The 21,844-nt window shown below is 65.7% G+C and carries 28 protein-coding genes; 22 read left to right on the top strand and 6 right to left on the bottom strand.

Annotated features, from left to right (window positions below; translation table 11 throughout):
* Positions 1-53 precede the first annotated feature (53 nt).
* Genes CSC73_RS01460 through CSC73_RS01450 form a run of 3 tightly spaced genes read left to right on the top strand, consistent with a single transcriptional unit; the run spans position 54 to position 1,817 of the window.
* Positions 54-596 (top strand): RNA polymerase sigma factor, encoded by a 543-nt coding sequence (locus CSC73_RS01460; protein WP_163838682.1) that lies wholly within the window; start codon positions 54-56, stop codon positions 594-596.
* On the top strand, positions 589-990 hold the full coding sequence (locus tag CSC73_RS01455) for a hypothetical protein (RefSeq protein WP_163838681.1): 402 nt from the start codon (positions 589-591) through the stop codon (positions 988-990). Before CSC73_RS01460 ends, CSC73_RS01455 begins: the two co-directional genes overlap by 8 nt.
* Positions 991-1,007: 17 nt before the next feature.
* Positions 1,008-1,817, top strand: a complete 810-nt coding sequence (locus tag CSC73_RS01450) for a PDZ domain-containing protein (RefSeq protein ID WP_163838680.1) — start codon at positions 1,008-1,010, stop codon at positions 1,815-1,817.
* Positions 1,818-1,840: 23 nt separating this feature from the next.
* On the opposite strand, the gene hda is transcribed toward CSC73_RS01450, so the two are convergent.
* Genes hda through CSC73_RS01435 form a run of 3 tightly spaced genes read right to left on the bottom strand, consistent with a single transcriptional unit; the run spans position 1,841 to position 4,822 of the window.
* Entirely contained in the window at positions 1,841-2,536 is a 696-nt protein-coding gene (hda, locus tag CSC73_RS01445) for a DnaA regulatory inactivator Hda (protein ID WP_163838679.1), read from the bottom strand.
* The gene (locus CSC73_RS01440) at positions 2,533-3,741 is read right to left on the bottom strand and encodes an AI-2E family transporter (protein WP_163838678.1); all 1,209 of its coding nucleotides are present in this window, start codon (positions 3,739-3,741) and stop codon (positions 2,533-2,535) included. Before CSC73_RS01440 ends, hda begins: the two co-directional genes overlap by 4 nt.
* A 7-nt stretch (positions 3,742-3,748) precedes the next feature.
* Positions 3,749-4,822 carry a DUF2066 domain-containing protein gene (locus CSC73_RS01435; protein WP_163838677.1) on the bottom strand — a complete coding sequence of 358 codons (1,074 nt, stop codon included), beginning with the start codon at positions 4,820-4,822 and terminating at the stop codon, positions 3,749-3,751.
* 189 nt (positions 4,823-5,011) lie between these two features.
* On the opposite strand from CSC73_RS01435, the gene purM reads away from it, so the two are divergent.
* From purM to CSC73_RS01410, 5 genes are read left to right on the top strand one after another with little or no spacing between them, the layout of a single operon-like run.
* Positions 5,012-6,046 carry a phosphoribosylformylglycinamidine cyclo-ligase gene (gene purM / locus CSC73_RS01430; protein WP_163838792.1) on the top strand — a complete coding sequence of 345 codons (1,035 nt, stop codon included), beginning with the start codon at positions 5,012-5,014 and terminating at the stop codon, positions 6,044-6,046.
* Positions 6,047-6,054: 8 nt separating this feature from the next.
* Entirely contained in the window at positions 6,055-6,684 is a 630-nt protein-coding gene (locus CSC73_RS01425) for a DUF2238 domain-containing protein (protein ID WP_163838676.1), read from the top strand.
* A complete protein-coding gene (gene purN / locus CSC73_RS01420; protein ID WP_163838675.1) occupies positions 6,681-7,355 on the top strand; it encodes a phosphoribosylglycinamide formyltransferase in 675 nt (224 codons plus the stop codon). Before CSC73_RS01425 ends, purN begins: the two co-directional genes overlap by 4 nt.
* A gap of 20 nt (positions 7,356-7,375) precedes the next feature.
* The gene (locus CSC73_RS01415) at positions 7,376-8,083 is read left to right on the top strand and encodes a DUF3108 domain-containing protein (RefSeq protein ID WP_246197272.1); all 708 of its coding nucleotides are present in this window, start codon (positions 7,376-7,378) and stop codon (positions 8,081-8,083) included.
* Between the two features lie 3 nt (positions 8,084-8,086).
* The gene (locus tag CSC73_RS01410) at positions 8,087-8,776 is read left to right on the top strand and encodes a DUF3108 domain-containing protein (RefSeq protein WP_163838673.1); all 690 of its coding nucleotides are present in this window, start codon (positions 8,087-8,089) and stop codon (positions 8,774-8,776) included.
* Between the two features lie 105 nt (positions 8,777-8,881).
* Here CSC73_RS01410 and CSC73_RS01405 read toward each other — a convergent pair whose 3' ends face one another.
* The 3 genes from CSC73_RS01405 to CSC73_RS01395 form a co-directional block, all read right to left on the bottom strand.
* Positions 8,882-9,208: an EF-hand domain-containing protein gene (locus CSC73_RS01405; RefSeq protein ID WP_163838672.1), complete on the bottom strand. Its 327-nt coding sequence runs from the start codon at positions 9,206-9,208 to the stop codon at positions 8,882-8,884.
* Positions 9,209-9,233: 25 nt separating this feature from the next.
* A complete protein-coding gene (murA, locus tag CSC73_RS01400; protein ID WP_163838671.1) occupies positions 9,234-10,505 on the bottom strand; it encodes a UDP-N-acetylglucosamine 1-carboxyvinyltransferase in 1,272 nt (423 codons plus the stop codon).
* Positions 10,506-10,576: 71 nt separating this feature from the next.
* Positions 10,577-10,816 (bottom strand): BolA family protein, encoded by a 240-nt coding sequence (locus tag CSC73_RS01395; RefSeq protein ID WP_093282171.1) that lies wholly within the window; start codon positions 10,814-10,816, stop codon positions 10,577-10,579.
* 53 nt (positions 10,817-10,869) lie between these two features.
* On the opposite strand from CSC73_RS01395, the gene CSC73_RS01390 reads away from it, so the two are divergent.
* The 14 genes from CSC73_RS01390 (at position 10,870) to ptsP (ending at position 21,742) form a co-directional block, all read left to right on the top strand.
* Positions 10,870-11,874 carry a KpsF/GutQ family sugar-phosphate isomerase gene (locus tag CSC73_RS01390; protein ID WP_163838670.1) on the top strand — a complete coding sequence of 335 codons (1,005 nt, stop codon included), beginning with the start codon at positions 10,870-10,872 and terminating at the stop codon, positions 11,872-11,874.
* 103 nt (positions 11,875-11,977) lie between these two features.
* Positions 11,978-12,526: a KdsC family phosphatase gene (locus CSC73_RS01385; RefSeq protein ID WP_163838669.1), complete on the top strand. Its 549-nt coding sequence runs from the start codon at positions 11,978-11,980 to the stop codon at positions 12,524-12,526.
* A complete protein-coding gene (gene lptC, locus CSC73_RS01380) occupies positions 12,523-13,086 on the top strand; it encodes an LPS export ABC transporter periplasmic protein LptC (RefSeq protein WP_163838668.1) in 564 nt (187 codons plus the stop codon). The genes CSC73_RS01385 and lptC overlap by 4 nt, the downstream gene beginning before the upstream one ends.
* Complete coding sequence (gene lptA / locus CSC73_RS01375; RefSeq protein ID WP_163838667.1) at positions 13,064-13,585, top strand: lipopolysaccharide transport periplasmic protein LptA; 522 nt, start codon at positions 13,064-13,066, stop codon at positions 13,583-13,585. The genes lptC and lptA overlap by 23 nt, the downstream gene beginning before the upstream one ends.
* Positions 13,585-14,304: an LPS export ABC transporter ATP-binding protein gene (lptB, locus tag CSC73_RS01370; protein WP_163838666.1), complete on the top strand. Its 720-nt coding sequence runs from the start codon at positions 13,585-13,587 to the stop codon at positions 14,302-14,304. The genes lptA and lptB overlap by 1 nt, the downstream gene beginning before the upstream one ends.
* 51 nt (positions 14,305-14,355) lie before the next feature.
* Complete coding sequence (locus tag CSC73_RS01365; RefSeq protein WP_163838665.1) at positions 14,356-15,795, top strand: RNA polymerase factor sigma-54; 1,440 nt, start codon at positions 14,356-14,358, stop codon at positions 15,793-15,795.
* A gap of 168 nt (positions 15,796-15,963) precedes the next feature.
* Positions 15,964-16,281, top strand: coding sequence for a ribosome hibernation-promoting factor, HPF/YfiA family (hpf, locus tag CSC73_RS01360; RefSeq protein WP_163838664.1), 318 nt, complete (start codon positions 15,964-15,966; stop codon positions 16,279-16,281).
* Between the two features lie 154 nt (positions 16,282-16,435).
* Positions 16,436-16,900 (top strand): PTS sugar transporter subunit IIA, encoded by a 465-nt coding sequence (locus CSC73_RS01355; RefSeq protein WP_163838663.1) that lies wholly within the window; start codon positions 16,436-16,438, stop codon positions 16,898-16,900.
* A complete protein-coding gene (gene hprK / locus CSC73_RS01350) occupies positions 16,897-17,847 on the top strand; it encodes an HPr(Ser) kinase/phosphatase (RefSeq protein WP_163838662.1) in 951 nt (316 codons plus the stop codon). The genes CSC73_RS01355 and hprK overlap by 4 nt, the downstream gene beginning before the upstream one ends.
* The gene (gene rapZ, locus CSC73_RS01345) at positions 17,844-18,782 is read left to right on the top strand and encodes an RNase adapter RapZ (protein ID WP_163838661.1); all 939 of its coding nucleotides are present in this window, start codon (positions 17,844-17,846) and stop codon (positions 18,780-18,782) included. The genes hprK and rapZ overlap by 4 nt, the downstream gene beginning before the upstream one ends.
* Positions 18,783-18,817: 35 nt before the next feature.
* Complete coding sequence (locus CSC73_RS01340; protein ID WP_163838660.1) at positions 18,818-19,294, top strand: RDD family protein; 477 nt, start codon at positions 18,818-18,820, stop codon at positions 19,292-19,294.
* A 71-nt stretch (positions 19,295-19,365) separates the two neighbouring features.
* Positions 19,366-19,758: a PTS sugar transporter subunit IIA gene (locus CSC73_RS01335; RefSeq protein WP_163838659.1), complete on the top strand. Its 393-nt coding sequence runs from the start codon at positions 19,366-19,368 to the stop codon at positions 19,756-19,758.
* A complete protein-coding gene (locus CSC73_RS01330) occupies positions 19,751-20,020 on the top strand; it encodes an HPr family phosphocarrier protein (protein WP_163838658.1) in 270 nt (89 codons plus the stop codon). Before CSC73_RS01335 ends, CSC73_RS01330 begins: the two co-directional genes overlap by 8 nt.
* A gap of 3 nt (positions 20,021-20,023) precedes the next feature.
* Positions 20,024-21,742, top strand: coding sequence for a phosphoenolpyruvate--protein phosphotransferase (gene ptsP / locus CSC73_RS01325; protein ID WP_163838657.1), 1,719 nt, complete (start codon positions 20,024-20,026; stop codon positions 21,740-21,742).
* The last annotated feature ends 102 nt before the right edge of the window (positions 21,743-21,844 follow it).

Raw genomic sequence — 21,844 nt, 5'->3', positions numbered from 1 at the left:
CCCGATCGATCCGGTCTGCAACGCAGACCGCTTCCCGCCCGTATCCTCTTCCGATGCATTCCGCCCCAGAAGCCAACCCTGAAGAAGCCGCGCTGGTACGCAAGGCGCGCTGGGGCGACCACGATGCGTTCGCGCAGCTCTACCGGAACCATGCGAAGGCCATTCACGCATTGGCCTATCGCCTGACCGGCAATGCCGCGGCGGCCGAGGACATCACCCAGGACACCTTCCTGAAAATGCTGGGCTTCCTTTCGGGATTGCGCGAGAACGCGCCCCTGCGTCCCTGGTTGAAAAGAGTGGCGGCCAACGCCGCTATCGACAGGCTGCGCCGCGAGCAACGCTTCGTGGCCGAGGCCGATCACGACGCATGGCCCGACGACAGCGCCGATCCCACCGAAAACACGGAAATCCTGGGCATGCTGCAACGCCTGCCGCCGCTGGTGCGTACCGTGGTTTGGCTGCATGAAATGGAGGGCTGGTCCCACCCGGAGTTGGGAGAGCGTTTCGGCCGCAGCCAGAGCTGGTCGAAGTCGATCGTTTCGCGCGCGCTGGCGAAGCTGCGCGAGGATCTGGAAACAGGAGTTGGCAATGATTGAACCCACTCGAGTGCGCGAACAGCTGCACGCTCTTCCCGAAATTCCATTGCCCGACGCTTTGTGGCGGCGCGTGGACGCCAAACGCAGGCAGAAACTCCAGCGCCGCAAGCTTGGCGCCGGAATCGCCACGCTGGCGCTGGCGGCAGTGATGGCGGCCCCGTTGCTGGCGCCGATGTTCGCCGGCGCCGGCAGGACGCCTGGCGAACGAATCGCCGCACGGCCCTCCATGCAGCACGATGCGCAGGCGGAGTTGCGTGCGCTCGACCACGCCTTGCAGGCCGCCTACGACCGCGGCGCCAGCGATGCCGAAATCGCCCCGATGTGGGTGGCGCGCGATGCGCTGCTTGTCGGCCTTCAGTCCGGCAACTCCGCTTTCCGGCGCAACCGGATCTGATTCGGGAATATACAGCCATGCCATCGCGTACCCTCCTTGCCATCACGCTGCTCAGCGCATGGCTGTCCGCCACCTCCGCGAACGCCGGACAAGCCGCTGAGCCCATCGCGACCGTCGTATTGCAGGCCAGCGCTGCCGCCGCTCAGACGCGCTACGAACTGGGTGCGGTGGTCGACGTACGGCAGGCCAGCGCCAACGGCGTGACCATACTTGCCATCACTCCCGGCGGAGCGGCCGACCGGCTGGGACTGCGAGCGGGCGACAAGTTGCGTGCGGTCAACGGACGCCGCCTGGACGGCACGCCGAAACCTTCGTCGGCGCTTGAAAGCGCGCTGCAGGAAGGCAATGGGGCGCTGCGCGTGGAAGCCGTGCGCAACGGCAAAACGCTCGCGCTCTCGGGCCGCGCGGACGCCGCTAATCCGGCGCTGCGAAAAGGAGCGCAAGCTTGCGGCTATGCCAGCACGCGGGCAGGTGTCGTTCCTCGCAGCAAGGGAATATTCGAAGCCGAAATCACCCAAATCGACGGACGCAGCACACCGCTGCAACCCACGAACCGCCACCGGGTCGACACAGGCAAGCATGTTCTGGTAGTGCGCGAGTTCATCGATCCCACATACTTGAACTCGGCGCAACTCCAGCAGATCGCGAAGATGAAGAAGTTCGCGTTGGCGCGCGCCTACAAATCGCTGGTGATAGATGTGGAGCCCGGCATCGGCTACCGCATCGGCGCGCGCCTGCTGAAGGACAAGCTGGATACGCAAAGCATCCGCGACAACGCCTATTGGGAACCGGTGGTCTGGGAGAAAGTCCCGGAAGCCTGCCGCTAGAGCGAGGGCGCCAAGACCCCGGGCTAGGATGCGTCCATTACCTGGCGCAGGAAAGGCACCGTGATTCTTCGCTGCGCGGCCAGCGATTCCCGATCCAGGCGGTCCAGCAAAGCGACCAGGCTGGCCAGGTTGCGATCGGTACGGGAAAGCATCCAGTCGATGGCCGTTTCCTCCAGAACCAGACCGCGCCGCTGGGCGCGATCGCGCAATACCTCGGCGCGGGACGCGTCGTCGAGCGGATGCAGCAGGATGCGTGCGTTCTGCGACAACCGCGAACGCAAATCGGGCAGCGCCAGGTCCAGCGCGTCGGGCACTTCCCGCGCCGCATAAAGCAGGTTCAATCCGGCGCTGCGCGCGCGGTTATGGAAATCGAACAGCGCGACCTCGTCGTCGCGATGGCCGGCAACGGCTTCCAGCCCATCCAGTGCGACTACGTCGTTGCCTTCCAACGCTTCCAGCGCATCGCGCAACCGCCCGCTCGCCGCCATCAGCGGCAGATAGGCCGAACGGCGACCGGCCTGCTGGGCGGCTGCGCACAGCGCCAGCGCCAGATGGGTCTTGCCGGTGCCGCTGGCGCCCGCCACGTAAAGCCAGTCCGCGCCCTGCGCTTGCGCAAGTTCGCGCAGTTGCGCGACCGCGCCCTGCGGCGCGGCGATGAAACTTTCCAGGCGCTGGTCGGGCGGATAGCGCAACGCCAGCGGCAGTTGCGGGACGCTCACTTCTCGTCGGCGACCTTGGACGGGGCTTCGGCGCTGCTGCCCTTATCCATAACGTCCTTGTCCGCAAGATCCTTGTCCACGACGTCCTTATCCACGTAGGTGTCCAGAATGACCGTGGCGTGTTCGCCGGCATACAGCGTGCTCTGCGTATAGCGCTCATGCGCGTAGCGGAGCAGCACGTTGACTACGGCGGCCATCGGCAACGCCAGCAGCATGCCGAGGAACCCGAAGAGCTGGCCGCCGGCCAGCACCGCGAACACGACCGCGACCGGATGCAGGCCGATGCGGTCGCCCACCAGCTTCGGCGTCAGCCAGTAGCTTTCGATCAGCTGGCCTACGCCGAACACCGCCAGCACGCCGGCGATATGCTTCCAGTCCCCGTACTGCATCAGCGCGGCCAGCACGCCGAGCACCACGCCGCTGGTCGGCCCCAGATAAGGCACGAAGGTCAGCAGACCGGCGATGATGCCGATGAGAATGCCCAGGTCCAGGCCCACCGCCCACAGACCGATGCCGTACATGATTCCTAGGATGATCATCACCAGGAATTGACCGCGCAGGAAACCGCCCAGCACGTCGCTGGATTCGCGCGCCAGCCGGCTCACGGTTTCGATATGGTCGCGCGGCACCATCGAGGCCACCCGGCCCACGATCAGGTCCCAGTCGCGCAGGAAGAAGAAAGTGATGACCGGGATCAGCACCAGGTTGGCCATCCAGCCGATCAACGCGAAGCCCGAGCGCGAGACGTAGCCCAGCACCGTGGCGGCCATGCCGCCGGCGCGTTCCCAGTTGCTGCGCACCAGTTCGATCAGATGATCCAGGTCCAGCCACGTGGCGATCTGGACGCCGAAGCGCCCTTCGATCCAGGGAATGGCCACCCCGGTGAACCAGAGCCGGTAGCGCGGCAGCGATTCGATCAGCGTGGAGATCTGGCCTTCGATCAGCGGCACCAGGATGATCAGCACCAGCGCCAACAGCAGCGCCATCACCGTGAACACCAGGATCACTGCGGTATTGCGCGAGCGGCCCGCCAACTCCAGGCGGTCCACCAGGGGATCGCCCAGCCAACCCAGCAAGGCGGCCACCGCGAACGGCGTCAGGATGGGCGCGAGCAGCCACAGCAACCAGCACGCGCCCACGCCCAAAGCGGCCCACTGCAAGCGACGCAGGAAGCGCGCGATCTCGAATTCGGGAGTTTCGGTCATGCCGGCGTCACCTCAGGTGGTAGACAGGAGGATCGCCCTCGCCGCCTTCCAGCGGACCATCGCCCAGCATGCGCTTGAAGCCCGGCAACCCCGTCAGCAACTCCAGATCCGCTTCCAGCGTGTTGCCGCTGGCGCGCACCGGCGTGATCTTGCGTACCACGCTGATGCCCTGCAATGCGGCCGACAGGCGCAGGTAGTCGTCGGCGCTGTTGATGCCGGTGAAGACCACCCGGTAGGTCCCCGATGCGCCTGCGCTGCCGCGCTTGCCGTAGCGCTTCATCAACGCTTCGGCCGCGCCGTCCGCGCCCGCGGCCATGGCAGCGCGCGCATCGGCGTTCTTGCTGGTCCATTTCGACAGGATCTTGCCGTTGTCCACGAAGACCCAGTCGGCCATCCAGCCACCGGCCTTGGCGCGGTAAAGCTTGCCCAACAGCTGCATGGGCGGACTGTATTTGGCCGAAGCGCGCGCCACGGCGGCGCTGTCCTGGCGCCAGATGGCGCCGACCAGGGCCTGCTCGGCGGCATTGCCGGCGGGCAGGCCGAGCTTGTAGCCGCGTTCGACCGCGCGATTCAACAAGGGCCGGGCCGCATTGGCCTGCGGCAGCCCCACCAGCCGCGGACCGCTGCCATCGTCGATGGCCAGCCAGACCACCGGCTTGGGCCGTGGCTGCGGCCATACCGGCAGGCCCAATGCGCTCATCAGCGAATCGACTTCGGCCGGTGTGAAACGCACCACCAGCGTACTGCGGAAGGTGGGAGCGCCGCTGGGCGAAGTGCCCTGGTCCTGGCGGTAGTCGTAGCTGGCGACGTAGTTCTTGGCATTGCGCAGTTCCGCGCCTACGCCCGGACGGCCCGCCGCGCCGCGATCGCCGCTCAGCTTGCCCAGCACCACGCTCAGCGCGCGGGCGAAAGCGCTGTTGCGCTCGGCTTCGCCCTGGCCGTTTACAGGCACTTCGGCGTCGTACACGCCTTGCGCGCCGGCGCGGTCGCCTTCGGTGCGCAACCCGCTCTGCGCCCAGGCCGTGGAGGCCAGTAGCAAGGAAAGAACCGCGACCCACGCAAATCCAGAAATCCGGCGCATCTAGAGAGCATCCTTGTAGCCAGCGATTGCCTGGCGAACAGGGTGAATTGTTGCCCGAATGCGCCCCGTGCGCCAATCTGGGCCGTTCAGGACGGACGATTGGCATGCATATTCCCTTAAAATCAACGGCTCTCCCGCCCTCGCCATGGTTCTTCCGTGACCCAGTCCGCTCCGCCCGCCCCCACCCCGATGACTTACCGCGATGCCGGGGTCGATATCGATGCGGGCAATGAAGTCGTAGAACGCATCAAGCCGGCCATCCGGCGCACCCTGCGCCCGGAAGTGCTTGGCGGCGGGATCGGCGGCTTCGGCGGGCTGTTCGATCTGTCCGGAAAATACAGGGAGCCGGTGCTGGTTTCGGGCACCGACGGCGTGGGCACAAAACTGATCCTGGCCAAACAGCTGAACCGGCACGGCACCATCGGCATCGATCTGGTCGCCATGTGCGTCAACGACGTGCTGGTGCAAGGCGCCGAACCGCTGTTCTTTCTCGATTATTTCGCCACCGGCAAGCTGGATGTGGGAACCACGGTCGATGTGGTGGGCGGCATCGCCAAGGGCTGCGAAATCGCCGGTTGCGCACTGATCGGCGGCGAAACGGCGGAAATGCCCGACATGTACCCGCCAGGCGAATACGATCTGGCCGGCTTCACCGTCGGTGCGGTGGAAAAAGCCAGACTGATCGACGGCAGCCGCGTGCGCGAAGGCGACGTGCTGGTCGGCATCGCTTCCAGCGGCCCGCACTCCAACGGCTATTCGCTGATCCGCAGGGTCCTGGCGCGCGTCGGCGCCACTCCCGACAACGGCGGCCTGGATCTCGACGTCGGCGGCGTGAAGCTGGCCGATGCCCTGATGGAGCCCACGTGCATTTACGTGAAGCCGGTGCTGGAACTGCTGGCCAGGCACGATATCCACGCCATGGCGCACGTCACCGGCGGCGCGCTGGTGGAAAAAATCATCCGCGTGGTGCCCAAGGCGCTGGGCCTGGAAATCGACCCCAGCGCGTGGCCGTTGCCGCCGGTGTTCGAGTGGCTGCAGCGCGAAGGCGCGGTGGCCGATGCCGAGATGTGGCGCACCTTCAACTGCGGCATCGGTTTCGTACTGATCGTCGCGCAGGATCAAGCCCCTTCGCTGGAGGCCGATATCCAACACCTGGGCCTGGCCCACTGGCGGATCGGCGAAGTGGTGAAAGCCAACGGCGACGAACGCTTGAAGATCGGCTGAGGCCTTCCATGTTGGCCGGAAAGAAAGTCGCGTTGGCGCTGACGCTTGCCGTATTCGCTGCGAGCTGGATCGCGCCGCTGTGGCCCATGGAACAGGCTCTGCACAGCAGCCTCACGGTGGTCGGACTGGTCTGGCTTTGGCGGCACGACCGCCGCTGGCCCATGCTCACCTGGCAATTCGTGTTGATCTGCGCCTTCATCTGCGTGCACAGCGTCGCCGCGCGCTGGCTGTACTCCAACGTGCCGTACGACCAGTGGATACAGACGCTGACCGGATGGTCGCCGCAAAACGCATTCGGCTGGAAACGGAACAACATGGATCGCCTGATCCACCTTCTCTACGGCATCTGCTTCGCTCCCGCGGTCGTGCATTACCTGCGCCAGCGCTGGCCTCTCACCGCGCGCCAGGCGTTCGTGCTCGCGGTCATGGCGATCATGTGCAGCAGCCTGCTGTACGAATGGCTGGAATGGGCCATCGCCCTGACGCTCTCGCCAGAGGCAGCGGAGTCTTACAACGGCCAGCAGGGCGATATGTGGGATGCGCATGCCGATATGTTGCTGGCGACGCTGGGCGCATTCAGCGCATGGCCGCGCAGCGATGCGGCCGCGATTCGAACCCCGCAAGCCGCAACGCCATGAGCGGGCGCATCGCCGTTCTGGTCTCCGGCCGCGGCAGCAATCTGCAGGCGCTGCTGGATGAGATCGCCGCCGGCCGATTGAACGCGGAAATCGTCGGCGTGTTCTCGGACAAACCGCAGGCACCGGCATTGGAACGCGTTCCGGAAGCCCTGCGCTGGGCAGCCGATGCGCGTTCGTTTCCGGATCGCACTTCTTTCGACCGGGCAATGGGCGAAGCGGTCGCCGCCTGCCGGCCCGACTGGGTGGTATGCGCGGGTTACATGCGCATCCTGGGCGACGATTTCATCGCGCGCTTCCGCGGGCGGCTGCTCAACATCCATCCGTCGCTGCTGCCGAAATACCGCGGCCTGCATACCCATGCGCGTGCGCTGGAGGCCGGCGACGACCGCCATGGCGGCAGCGTGCACTTCGTCATACCTGAACTGGATGCCGGCAGCGTGATCGCCCAGGCCAGCATTCCCGTACTCCCCGGGGATACGGCGCAAACACTGGCCCAGCGGCTGCTTCCGCGGGAACATGCGCTGCTGGCGGCGGTCCTGCGCCTGGCCAGCGACGGCAGGCTCGCTGAACGCGACGGCATGGCGTTCTGCGATGGTCAGCCCATATTTAGACCCCTGAGTCTAGATTCTGCCGGTAATCTGACGCCTCCGGACGCCGCATCCTCCCCATGACTTCCTTGTTCTCCCGCGGAATGTTCTCCCGCGCTTTGCTGACCGGTGCGCTGGCCCTGGCCAGCTTGCCGGCGTTTGCGCTTGAGCCTTTCGTGGCCACTTACCAGGCCTATAACGAAGGCAAGCTCGCCGGCAGCGCCAAGATGCAGGTGGTGCAGAACGACGGCAACCGCTGGCGCGTGGACCTGGGCATTCGCGGCACCCGTGGGTTCGCGCATCTGGTGGGCTTGAACATCGAACAAAGCACGCTGTTCGACACGGTGGGCGATACCTACCGCCCGCTCAGCCAGGCTACGGTCAAACATGCCCTGTTCACTGGCAAGAAGATTTCCGGCACCTACGACTGGAAGGCGCTGAGCGCGCGCTGGCAGGGCGACGTCAAGAAGTCCCGTTCCGCGCCTGTGCCGCTGCACGAGGGCGACATGAGTTCGCTGCTGATGAATCTTGCGGTGATCCGCGACGCCCAGCCCGGCAAGGCGCTCAACTATCGCGTGGTCGACGACGGCCGCATCCGCGACTACCAGTATGCTGTCGCCGAACAGACCGAGATCGTCGCCGTGGACGACCTGAGCTACGACGCCATGCGCGTGGCCCGCACCAACGGCGGCAACGACGAAACCATCTTCTGGGTCGCCAATGGCGTCCCTACCCCGGTCCGGATCCTGCGCCGCGAAAACGGCCAGGACACCATCGACCTGCGCCTGGTCGAATACCAAGGAGTGCAATAAGCCATGAAAATCAGGATCACTGTCGCTGCCACTGCCGTTGTCGCCGCCGGCCTGCTGGCGGCGGCGAGTCTGCCGGCCGCTGCCGTCGAAGCGTTTTCGGCCCAATACCAGGCCAGCGCGATGGGCATGCAGGGCGATGGGCAGATGTCGATCACCTCGCAGGGCGGCAACCGCTGGCAGTACAGCCTCACCATCAAGAACCAGCTGGTGGACTTGAGCCAGAAGACGGTGTTCGACGAACAGAAAGGCTGGTTGCGTCCGCTCTCCAGCGCCGACCTGTCGCGGGTGCTGGTGAAGAAGAAAGCGGTCAATGCGAACTTCGACTGGAGCAAGAGCCAGGCGACATGGACCGGCGACGTCAAGCCGGAGCGCGCCGGACCGGTCGCCCTGAAGCCCGGCGACATGGATGCGCTGCTGGTCAATCTGGCCCTGGTGCGCGACGTCGCCGCCGGCAAGCCGCTGAGCTACCGCATGGTCGAGAACGGCAACGCCAAGACCATGAGCTACCAGGTGGCCGGCAAGGAAAAGATCACCATCGGCGGACAAGCGCGCGACGCCACCAAGGTCGTGCGCACCGCGGGCAACAAGCAGACCATCGTATGGGTAGTGCCCAACATGCCGGTCCCCGCGCGCATCCTGCAACGCGAAGACGGGCAGGACTCCATCGATCTGCAGCTCAAGGCCTGGCAGTAACGGATAATGGCCCAGGCAATCTTGTAGAGCCTGCCCGGTACTATGGCTGGCGGGCAGTGCCCGTCCTACGCTCTGCAGAAAAAGCCCGGCATCGCCGGGCTTTTTTTATTTCTTCTCCGGCTCAGCCGCCATGGTGGTGCGGCAATCGACGCGGATACCGCGCTTGTCTTCGCGCCAGTAGTACTCGCTGCATTCGCGCCGTCCTTCGCGGGTCTTGGTTACGCCGACCGCATAGAACGCCTGCATGATTTCCGTCTGGGTAACCGTGCCATCTGCGTTCCAGTCCATGTCCTTGGTGGGAATGCCGCTGATGCCGGCGGCGCCGACGTACTGCAGCCAGCCGATCACGCCCAGGGCGATCACCACCAGGCCCAGCAAGGCCTTGCGGCGGGTCGAGAAACGGCTGCGCGGTTTGGAGAGTTTTGCGTTCATATCGGCCTGCCCAGGGTCATCGAGCTCAGGAGATCCGGCGGATCTTGGCGCCCAGCGCGCTGAGCTTTTCCTCGATGTTCTCGTAACCGCGATCGAGGTGGTAGATACGGTCGATGGTGGTGTCTCCGTCCGCCACCAGGCCGGCCAGGATCAGCGAAGCCGAAGCGCGCAGGTCGGTGGCCATCACCGGCGCGCCGCTCAGCTTGTCGGCGCCGCGCACGATCGCAGTATGCCCTTCCACGCGTATGTCCGCGCCCAGGCGCAGCAGTTCGTTGACGTGCATGAAACGGTTCTCGAAGATGGTCTCGTTGATCACGCCAACACCGTCGGCGATGCAATTCATGGCCATGAATTGCGCCTGCATGTCGGTGGGGAACGCCGGGTACGGCGCGGTGGTCAGGCTGACCGCGCGCGGACGCTTGCCGTGCATGTCCAGGGTGATGGTGTCGGCGGTGGTTTCGATGGAGGCGCCGGCCTCGGTCAGCTTGTCCAGCACCGCGTCCAGCGTGTCGCCGCGCGCGCGGCGGGCGACGATCCTGCCCCCGGTCATCGCCGCGGCCACCAGGAAGGTGCCGGTTTCGATACGGTCCGGCAGCACCGCATGGCGGCCGCCGGAAAGACGCTCCACACCGCGCACGACGATGCGTGAAGTGCCCGCGCCTTCGATATCCGCGCCCAATGCGATGAGGCAGTCGGCCAGGTCGGTGATCTCGGGCTCCATCGCGGCGTTCTCGAGCACGGTGGTGCCTTCGGCCAGCGTGGCGGCCATCAGCACGTTCTCGGTGCCGGTGACAGTGACCATGTCGAATACGTAACGCCCGCCTTTCAGGCGATTGGCCTTTGCCTTGACGAAACCGTTCTCGACGGTGATTTCCGCCCCCAGCGCTTGCAGGCCCTTGATGTGCTGGTCGACGGGGCGCGAACCGATGGCGCAGCCGCCGGGCAGCGAAACTTCCGCCGCGCCGTACTTGGCCAGCAACGGCCCCAGCACCAGGATCGAAGCGCGCATGGTCTTGACCAGCTCGTAGGGAGCCACATGCTGGTTGACGCTGCGCGGATCCACCGTGATCGCGCTGCCCTTGGACAGGGTGCCCTCGTCGATGCTGATGCCGGCGCCCAGCTCACCGAGCAGCTTCACGGTAGTCACCACATCGTGCAGATGCGGCACGTTGGTGATTTCCACCGGCGCATCGGCCAGCAGGGTGGCGCACAGGATGGGCAGCACCGCGTTCTTGGCGCCTGAGATGGTGACTTCACCGTTGAGCGGGTTGCCGCCGGTCACTACGATTTTCTGCATGGGTCGTGTTGGCTCTGGAATGGGGTTGTTGGAATGGAGCTGGGGAAGAGCGCAGCTCTTCCGGAGGAGTGTCAGCGGGATTGCCCGGCTTCTTCGGGCGTCACGGTCTTCAAAGCCAGGGCATGGATCGCACCGCCCATCAGCTCGCCCAAGGTGGCGTAGACCAGCCGGTGGCGGGCCAGCGGCAGCTTGCCGCGGAACGCCTCGGACACCACGCTGGCCTCGAAATGCACGCCGTCGTCGCCCTGCACCTGTACTTCAGCCCCGGGCAGGCCGGTTTCTATCAGTTTACGGATGGTTTCGGCGTCCAACGTGCCTTTCCTTATAAAATGAACGGTCATTCTAACCTCCGCCCGGCGCCCGCATGCCCGAGTTGCTGCCCCAGACCGCCCAACCGACCGACGCCAGCCTGGCCGCCAGCGGCCGCCGTGTGGTCGAAATCGAGGCCCGTGCGCTGGAACATCTGGCGACCCGGATCGATGGAGGATTCTCGGCGGCTTGCCAGCTGATCCTCGCCTGCCGGGGCCGCGTGGTCGCCACTGGGATGGGCAAGTCCGGACATATCGCGCGCAAGATCGCCGCTACCCTGGCCTCCACCGGCACCCCGGCTTTCTATGTGCATCCGGGCGAAGCCGGCCACGGCGACCTGGGCATGATCACCGATGCGGACGTGGTGCTGGCCTTGTCCTATTCGGGCGAATCCGACGAAGTCCTGACCCTGTTGCCGGTGCTCAAGCGCCAGGGCAATGCGGTCATCGCGATGACCGGTAGGCCGCAATCGACGCTGGCGCGCGAGTCCGACGTGCACCTGGATGTCAGCGTGCCCGCCGAAGCCTGCCCGCTGGACCTGGCGCCCACCTCCAGCACCACCGCCACCCTGGCCATGGGCGACGCGCTGGCCGTGGCGTTGCTGGAAGCGCGCGGCTTCACCGCCGACGACTTCGCCCGCTCGCATCCGGCCGGCAGCCTGGGCCGCCGCCTGCTGCTGCACATCACCGACGTGATGCATGCCGGCGATGACGTGCCGCGGGTCGGCCTGGACGCCACGCTCAGCGAAGCGCTGGTGGAAATGAGCCGCAAGCGCCTTGGCATGACCGCCGTGGTCGACGACTCGGGCAAGTTGGTCGGGCTGTTCACCGATGGCGATCTGCGCCGCACCCTGGACGATGCCACGCTCGACGTGCGCACGGCGATGATCGCCGATGTGATGACGCGCGGCCCAAAAACCATAGCCGCCGACCAACTGGCGGTGGAAGCGGCGCGCCTGATGGAAACCCACAAGATCAGCGGCCTGATCGTGGTGGACGAAGCCGGCCGCGCCGTGGGCGCGCTCAATATTCACGACCTGTTGCGCGCGCGCGTGGTCTAAAGGCCGGGAATGGAGAATAGGGAATGGGGAATCGCAGCAGCGAAGAAACCTTTCCCGCTCAGCTTCCGAACTTCCCATTCCCTATCTTCCATTCCCCATTCCCATGACCGCCTCTCCCCTCACCGACATCAACGCCGAACTGCTTGCCCGCGCCGCCAGAATCAAGCTGGCCTGTTTCGACGTGGATGGCACGCTGACCGATGGACGTCTCTATTACGACGACGAGGGCGGCGAGTCGAAGGCGTTCCACATCCTCGACGGACAAGGGCTGGTGCTGCTGAAGAAAGCGGGCATTGCGGTAGCCCTGATCACCGCGCGCAACAGCAAGGCCGCCGAGAGGCGCGCCGCCGAACTCGGCATCGAAGTATTCACCGGCGCCAAGGACAAACTGGGCCAGGTGCGGGCGCTGTGCGAGCGCCAGGGAATAGGTTTGGACGAAGTGGCTTTCATGGGCGACGACCTTCCCGATCTGGCGCCGCTGCGCGCCGTGGGGCTGGCCGTGGCGCCCGGCAACGCGCATCGCTGGATCGCCGGACGCGTGCATTGGGTCACCTCCGCGCACGGCGGCCAGGGCGCCGCACGCGAGCTGTGCGATCTGCTGCTGGACGCGCAAGGCCGCACCGAAGCGCTGCTGGCGGAGTGGACGCGATGAACTGGCGCATGGTGCTGGGCCTGGTGTTGCTGGCGGCCGCGATCCTTAGCGGCTGGTCGGCCTGGAAGCAGCGCGATGTCGCCGAACCGGACGCCCCGTCTTCCGAGCGCCCCGACTACCTCATGCGGAACTTCGAGGTGATCAGCCTGGACGATCAGGGCCAGGAGTCGATCACCCTGCGTGCGCCCGAAATGCAGCGCAATCCCAAGGACCAGACCTTCACCATCGCCACGCCGCTGTTCCTGCTTCCCGACAGCCAGGGGCACCATTGGGAAATGCGTTCCCGGACCGCCTGGGTCAGCGCCAGGGGCGATGAAATGCGGCTGTCCGGGGACGTCAAAGGCACCAGTCCAAAGGATGCGGCCGTGCCCACGACCTTCGATACCCAGCGACTGAACGTATTCCCCCGCAAAAACCTCGCTTCCACCGACGATGCGGTCACCATCACCCGTCCGGGTTCTATACTCAGCGGTGTAGGTTTTGAAACCAACACCAAAACCAAACAATACACCTTCAAGTCCCAGGTAAAGACCCGATATGAACCCACGTCTGCGCGCTAGCCTCATTGCCATAATCGCCCTGTCGATACCGGCGCTGGCGTGGGCGAAGTCGTCCGATCGCAACCAGCCCATCTACCTGGATTCCAATAACCAGGAAGGCGTAATGGATGGCAACAGCACCAACGTCTGGACCGGCAACGTAACGCTCAAGCAGGGAACCTTGGACATAGCCGCTCAGCGCGCGGAACTCACCCAGCGTGACGGCGACCCGTCCAAGGCGGTTTTTACGGGTAGCCCGGTGAAGCTGAGGCAGCAACAGGACGACGGCACATGGATGGATGCCACGGCCAATCGTATCGAGTACGACATGACCACCGAAACCATCACCCTGATTGGGAACTACACGGTGAAGTCCCCTCGCGGTTCGAATAGCGGCCAGCGCATGGTCTACAACACCAAGACCGGCAATATGCAGAGCGGCGGAGACGGCACGCGCGTGAAGACTGTGATCCAGCCGAAATCGGCCGGCGCCGCGAAAAAACCCGAGGACACCAAGTAATGCTTTCCGCCCAGGGCCTGCGCAAGCACTACAGACAGCGCGAAGTCGTGGCCGATTTCGGCCTGACCCTGGACGCGGGCGAAGTGGTCGGCCTGCTGGGCCCCAACGGCGCCGGCAAGACCACCTGTTTCTACATGATCGTCGGCCTGGTGGCCGCCGACGCCGGCAAGATCGAGCTGGACGGCCGCGACATAACCGCCGAGCCCATGTACAAGCGCGCCAAGCTGGGCGTGGGCTATCTGCCGCAGGAGCCCTCGGTGTTCCGCAAGCTCACCGTGTCGGACAACATCCGCCTGGTGCTGGAGCTGCGCGAAGACCTGGATTCGGCCGGCGTGGACAAGGAACTGGCCGCGCTGCTGGATGAACTGCAGATCAGCCACGTGGCCGACCAGCTGGGCGCCAGCCTCTCCGGCGGCGAACGCCGGCGCTGCGAGATCGCCCGCGCCCTGGCCGCCAAACCCAGACTGATGTTGCTGGACGAGCCTTTCGCCGGCGTCGACCCCATCTCGGTCGGCGAGATCCAGCGGATCGTGAAGCACCTCAAGAATCGCGGCATCGGCGTGCTGATTACCGACCACAACGTGCGCGAGACCTTGGGAATCTGCGACCGGGCGTATATTCTCAACGAAGGTAGCGTACTGGCGCAGGGGGCACCGGACACGCTGCTGGCAAATCCGGACGTGCGTCGCGTGTACCTTGGGGAAACTTTCCGCCTCTGATGCGCGTCGCGCGGCCTGATGCCGCGCACACTCGTATTTCGGATTGCGGAAATGAAGCCACGCCTCCAGACATCGCTGGGTCAGCAACTGGTCATGACGCCGCAACTGCGTCAGGCCATCCGCTTGCTGCAGATGTCCGCGGCCGAACTCGAGATCGAGATCACCGAGGCGGTGGAAACCAACCCCCTGCTGGACTGGGACGACAGCGCCCCCAGCGGCGACGATACGGCGCCCGCCGACACCCCGCCCGAGGATCCCCGCGAAACCCCCAGCGACAGCGAAAGCGACGACTGGTCGCCCGACGAAGCGCCCTGGTCCATGGATGGCGTCAGCCACGGTAGCGGCGGTTTCTTCGACGACGACGACGATCAGGGCACGGCGGCCGAACGCGTCGCCGAAACCGAGACCCTGCAAGACCATCTGCTCTGGCAGCTCCACCTTTCGCACCTGTCGCCGCGCGACCGCAGGATCGGCGCCGCGCTGATCGACGCGCTGGAGGACGACGGCTACCTGCGCGAACCGCTGTCGGGCATCGCCGAGACGCTGCTTCCCGAAACGACCGCCGGCGAAGACGAAATCCTCACCGTATTGCACCAGCTGCAGCGCTTCGATCCGGTCGGCGTGGCCGCCCGTACCCTGGGCGAATGCCTGCACCTGCAACTGGCGGTGTTGAGCGAGGACACTCCCGGCAAGGCGCTGGCCCTGCAGATCGTCGACGGCGCGTCGCTGGAGCGCCTGCCGAAAAGCGGCATCGCGGGACTGGCGGCCGAACTCAAGCGGCCGGTGGAGGAAGTGGAGGAAGCAGTACACCTGTTGCGCTCGCTCGACCCCAAGCCGGGCGCGCAGATCGGCGAGCTGACCCACGACACCTACGTGGTCCCCGATTGCGTGGTCTGGCGCCAGCGCGGCATCTGGCGCGCGGCATTGGCCGGCAACAACCTGCCCCGCATCACCATCCACAGCGGCTACGAGCAGATGATCCGCAAATGCGGGGAGAACGACGCCGGCTACCTGCGCGGCCACCTGCAGGAAGCCCGCTGGCTGCTGAAGAGCCTGGAAGCCCGCGGCGACACCCTGCTCAAGGTCACCCGCTGCCTGTTGCGGCAGCAGGCCGGCTTCCTGGAATTCGGCGAGCAGGCCTTGCGGCCGCTGACCCTGCGGGAAGTGGCGACCGAAGTCGGCCTTCACGAATCCACGGTTTCACGCGCCATCGCCCGCAAGTACGTGCGCACCCCGCGTGGAACCTTGCCGTTGCGCGCGTTCTTCGCCTCCGGCGTCAGCACCGAGGGCGGCGGCGAAGCGTCCAGCATCGCCATCCAGTCGATGATCCGCCGCCTGATCGAAGGCGAGAATCCACGCAAGCCGCTGTCCGACGCCAAGCTGGCCGACCTGCTCAAGAGTTCCGGCGTACCGGTGGCGCGCCGCACCGTGGCGAAGTATCGTGAGGCCATGGAGATACTTTCCTCGCATGAGCGCGTGCGCATCGGTTGATAACGCTCCCATAAGGAGCCATGGTTCATGATGAACCGGAACGCTGAATTCCTTTCAGCGCCATTACGAATCCTCAAGGAGGCCGAACTTCATCCATCACCCGAGGTCACAAGCAAGGCAGTGTCACCCGCGAACAACGCGGCCCATCGAACCGTAAGGAGGCAAGCGATGCGTATCGAGACCCATGGCCAGCAGATCGAAGTCACCCCCGCGATGCGGGAGTACGTTGAAAGCAAGTTCAAGCGCCTTGAACGGCATTTCGACCAGCCATTGGAAGTCCGGGCCCAACTGGGCATACGCAAACCCGACTACCTCGCCGAAGCCACGCTCAGCCTGGCCGGCCGCACCCTGCATGCCGACGCTGGCGCGGAAACCATGTACGCCGCCATCGACATCCTGGCCGACAAACTGGACCGGCTGCTGTTGAAGCACAAGCAGAAGAAGATCGACAAAGAACGCGGGCCGCGCGGCGAAAATGCCGATTGACAGCGCTCCGACTGACAGCGCGCCGAGCGACAGCATGTCGGTCGATGGCACGCCGGTTGGCGGCACGCGGATGCAAAGCGTGGAGGAGGCAGCGGCCATCGCCGCCGCCTCTTTGCCGTCTTCGGTTGTTTCCCGTATTTCCTGACCTCCCCGCATGCCCCTTGCCGACCAGTTGGCGGACGTTCGCGCCTCTCTATTGAACGTGGCCGACCGCGAGGCGGTGCTGGAAGTGGCCGCCGGCCTGCTGGCCTGCCGCCAGGCCGGCGCCGACGATCTTCGCGCCAGCCTGCAGGCGCGCGAAAAACTGGGGAGTACCGGCATCGGCCATGGCATCGCCATCCCGCACGGCCGCTCGCCTACGCTGGAAGCGCCCCGCGGGGTTCTGCTGCGGCTGCAACCGGCGGTCGATTTCCACGCAGCCGACGGCCAGGACGTCGATCTGGTGTTTGCGATGGCCGTGCCCGATCATTACACCCAGCAGCACCTCATACTGCTGTCGGAGCTGGCCGAGCGCTTTTCCGACGCGCGCTTCCGCACCGCACTGCGCGACGCACCCGATGCGCAATCGATGCGTAAGCTGTTGCTGGACGAACCCCACTCATCCGAAGCCTCCGTATGACCACCAGCATCACCGCCCGCGAATTGTTCGACCAGCAGAAAGACAAGCTCGCCTTGCGCTGGCTGGCCGGGGTCGCCGGCGAGCGGCGCATGCTGGAAGCGGTGGACACCATCGCCCGCCGGCCTTCGCTGGCCGGCTACCTCAACGCCATCTATCCCAACAAAGTGCAGATCCTGGGCAGCGAGGAACTGGCCTGGCTGGATTCGCTGGATTCGCGGCAACGCTGGGAAACCATCGAGAAGATCGTGCAGTACCGCCCATTGGCGCTGGTGATCAGCAAGAACCAGTCCTGCCCCGAAGACCTGCGCGCGGCGGCCGAAGAATCGGAAACGCCCTTGTGGGTTTCGCCCAAGCGCGGCCACGAACTGCTCAACCACCTTTCGTACCACATGGCCCGCACGCTGGCGCCGCGGGTGACGCTGCACGGCGTGTTCATGGAAATCTATTCGATCGGCGTGCTGATCACCGGCGAGGCAGGGTCGGGCAAAAGCGAACTGGCGCTGGAACTGCTCAGCCGCGGCCACCGCCTGGTGGCCGACGATGCGCCCGAATTCACCCAGATCGCTCCCGACGTGCTCGACGGCACCTGCCCTGAGCTGCTGCAGGACCTGCTGGAGGTCCGCGGCCTGGGCGTGCTGAACGTGCGCGACATGTTCGGCGACACCGCCGTGAAGAAGAACAAGTACCTGCGCCTGATCGTCCATCTGACCCGGCCCATGACCGAACCCAATCCGCACGGCTACGAACGCCTGACCGGCGACAGCGGCAGCCGCCACGTGCTGGACCTGGACGTGCCGCTGATCACCCTGCCGGTGATGCCCGGCCGCAACCTGGCCGTGCTCACCGAGGCGGCCACCCGCCTGCACATCCTGCGCACCAAAGGCATCGACCCGGCGGCGATGTTCATCGCCCGGCACAGCAACCTGCTGGAACGCACCACCCCATGAGCGGCGGACCCGCCGAGGCCGAATCGCGCCAGCTGCGCGAAGAGGACCCTGCCGAGCCCCGGCCCACCGGTCCGGCGCCGACCGTGGTCATCGTCAGCGGACTGTCCGGCTCGGGCAAGTCGGTCGCGCTGAAGACTTTCGAGGATCTGGACTACTACTGCGTCGACAACCTGCCGGTGGAACTGCTGCCCTCGTTCGTGCGCAGCCTGATGCGCGACAACGCGCTGCCGCAGAAGATCGCCGTGGGCATCGACGTGCGCAACCGCCACAGCGACTTGTCGAAATTGGCCCAATGGCGGGCCGGTGTAGCCGAACTGGGGCTGCACGGCACACTGCTGTTCTTCGACGCCAGCGATGAAGTGCTGCTGCGCCGTTATTCCGACACCCGCCGCAAGCATCCGCTGGCGCACTTCGGCCTGTCGTTGCCGGAATCCATTTCCCGCGAGCGCGAGATCACCGCGCCTCTGCGCAGCGAAGCGGACGTGATCATCGACACCACCGCGCTCAACGTGCACCAGCTGCGGCGCAGGATCATCGCCGAGTTCGCGCTGAACAACGGCTCCTCGCTGTCGCTGCTGTTCGAGTCCTTCGCCTACAAGCGCGGGGTGCCGGCGGACGCCGATTTCGTGTTCGATGCGCGCGTACTGCCCAACCCGCACTGGAATCCGCTGCTGCGTCCGCTGTCCGGGCGCGATGCCGGCGTGCGCGACTACCTGGATGCGCAACCGGAAGTCAGCGAATACGTCGGCCAGGTCAACGCCTTCCTGGACACCTGGCTGCCGCGCCTGCGCGGGGAAACGCGCAGCTACGTGACCATCGCCTTCGGCTGCACCGGCGGCAAGCACCGCTCCGTGTACCTGGCCGAACGCCTGGCCGCGCATGCGCGCGAACAAGGCTGGGAAGAGGTGGCCACTTTCCACCGGGAACTGGACTGACTACGCTGTTCGTCCAATCCGCCGATGGACGCGTCATGGAAGACCGCAACCCTTATCAAGCCCCGCATTCGCCGCTCTACGGCGGCGTGTCCCGCCCGCGGCTCAGTCTGGACCCGGCAGGGAAATGGCGGCGCTTCTTCAACTGGTTACTGGATTCGGCCGCTTACTACTTCCTCGCCGCGGCCGTAGGCTTCGCGGCAGTGCTCATCGGCGGCGACCCTGCTGCCGCCTGGATCGAGAGCCTGGGCTTCTGGGGCGAACAGGCGCTAGGCATGGCCATCATGCTGGCGTACTACATCCCGCAGGAAGCGGCCTTCGGCTTCACCCTGGGAAAACTCATCACCGGCACCCGGGTAGTGAATGAAAACGGCGAGAAGCCGACCTTCGTGCAGGCCGTCTTGCGCACCATCTGCAGGTTCATCCCTTTCGAAGCGTTCTCGGTATTGCTCACCGATCCTGCCCGCGGCTGGCACGACTCGCTGGCCAAGACCTACGTGGTCCGCAAGGCGTGACCACGCTGTGGGACGGGTTGTCCCATCGCTCCCGCTTCCAGCCCGTCATCTCCCTCTGCTAACGTTCCCGCATGGCCTGTGGCATTCTCCTGGTAACCCATCCCGGTATTGGCGCGTCGCTGCTGGCAGTCGCCACCGGTCTGTTACGGCAATTACCGCTGAAGACGGAGGCCTTCGAAGTTCCCTTCGATGCCGATTTCGAAGCCTTGCTGCCGCACGCTTCCTCTGCCTTGAGGCGCGTGGACAGCGGCGAAGGCGTGCTGGTGCTGACCGATCTCTACGGCGCCAGCCCCAGCAACCTGGCCGGCGAACTGGCCCGGTTGGGCACGCCGGTCAGGCGCGTTTCCGCGCTGAGCTTGCCGATGTTGCTGCGGGTGATGAATTATGCGGAACAGGGATTGGATCAACTGCCGGCGACAGCCGCCGCCGGCACACGCAATGGAGCCATAGTCGACGATGCTTGAACGCGAACTCACCGTTTCCAACCGCCTGGGGCTGCATGCCCGCGCCACCGCCAAGCTGGTGCAGGTGCTGTCGGCCTATCGCTGCAGCGCCACGCTGTCGGCCAAAGGGCGCGAGGTCAACGCCAAGAGCATCATGGGCGTGATGTTGCTGGCCGCCGGCCAGGGCACGCCGGTGACCGTGCGCGTGGATGGCGAGGGCGAGGCCGACGCCCTGGAAGCCGTCGCGGCGCTGTTCGAGCGACGATTCGACGAGGAAGCCTGACCGGTGCGCCTGCAGCTCCCCGGTCATGGCGCATCGCGCGGCAGCGCGCTGGGACGTGCCCGGGTGAGGTTGCCGCATGCGCTGGAAGTGGTCGAGCAGCGCATCGCCGCCAACGCGGTGGAGAAAGAACTGCAACGCCTGCATGACGCGGTGGATTCCACCCGCGGCGAAATGCACACCCTGCGCGAACGCCTCCACGGCGCGCTGGTCAAGGAAGTCGGGGAGTTCCTCGATCTGCATGCGTTGCTGCTGGACGATCCGGAACTGCTGCACGGCCTGGACGAGTTGATCCGCGCCGGCCGCTACACCGCCGATTACGCCTTGCGCCTGCAACGCGACCGCCTGGCCGCTGTTTTCGACGGCATGGACGACCTCTATCTGAAGAGCCGCATGGACGATCTGGACCATGTGATCGGCCGCATCCACGCGCATTTGCACAAGCGCGCCGGCGGGCCGAAGGGCGTGGCCGGCGACATCCTGATCAGCGACAACGTGGCGCCGTCGGAACTGGCGCAGCTGCAGGCGCAGGGCGTGGTCGCGATAGTCACTGCGGCCGGCAGCACGCTTTCGCACAGCGCCATCCTGGCGCGCAGCCTGCACATGCCGCTGGTGGTGGGTGCGACCAAGGCCCTGCAGAAGATCAACGACGGCGATGTGCTGATCGTCGACGGCGCCAGCGGCACTATCGTGATCGAACCCGGCCCCGACGATCTGCGCGCCTACCGCCAGCGCCGCCGCGATCTGGCCAAGGAACAGCGCGAACTCGGACGCCTGCGCTCCAAGCCCACGCGCACCAGGGACGGCGTGGACATCGTCCTGCTGGCCAACGCCGAATCGGGCGAGGACGTGGCGCAGGCGCATTCTCTGGGCGCCTCCGGGCTGGGGCTGTACCGCACCGAATTCCTGTTCCTGCAACGCAACGAATTGCCGGACGAAGAAGAACAGTTCCGCGTCTACCGCGACGTGGTGCTGGGAATGAGCGGCCGGCCGGTGACCATCCGCACGCTGGATCTGGGCGCCGACAAGGCCGACCGCACCGGACTGACCCTGGACAACGAGGACAACCCGGCGCTGGGCCTGCGCGGCGTACGACTGTCGCTGAGCCACGGCGAACTGTTCGACACCCAGCTGCGCGCCATCGTGCGCGCCTCCGGTTACGGGCCCGTGCGCGTGCTGGTGCCGATGGTCAGCAACCGCGAAGAGATGCTGGCCGTGCGCAAACGCCTGAAGCGCGTCGCCGACAAGCTGCGCAAGCAGGGCGCGGAAGTGGCCGACGACATCCCGCTGGGCGCGATGATCGAAGTGCCCGCCGCGGCGATCGCGCTGCACGCTTTCGTGGACATCGTGGATTTCCTTTCCGTCGGCACCAACGATCTGGTGCAGTATCTGCTGGCGGCCGATCGCAACAACGATGCGCTGGGCGAACTGTATTCGCCGCTGAACCCCGGTGTGGTGCGGTTGCTCAAGCACATCATCAATACCGCCAACGAACACGGCACGCCGGTGGCCGTCTGCGGCGAAATCGCCGGCGACGCGGCTCTGGCCCCCATGCTGCTGGCGCTCGGCTTGACCGAGTTCAGCCTGCATCCGGCCACGCTGCTGGAAGTACGCAAGGCGATCCGCGCCAGCGACCTGTCCGCGCTGAAGGCGCGCGCCGACAAACTGCTGCAGGCGCGCGACCGCGCCGGCATCGAAGCCTGGCTGAAATCCGCCTCCCTGTAGGAGCGGGCCCTGCTCGCGACGCTTTTTGCGCAGCATCCCTAAAAAAGCGTCGCGGGCAGGGCCCGTTCCTACAACCGATGCCGGGGCATTGCAGGCTGTCTA

It is taken from the genome of Pseudoxanthomonas sacheonensis (assembly GCF_010093305.1).
GTDB classification, from domain to species: domain Bacteria; phylum Pseudomonadota; class Gammaproteobacteria; order Xanthomonadales; family Xanthomonadaceae; genus Pseudoxanthomonas_A; species Pseudoxanthomonas_A sacheonensis.
This window is presented reverse-complemented; position numbering and strand designations above follow the sequence as displayed.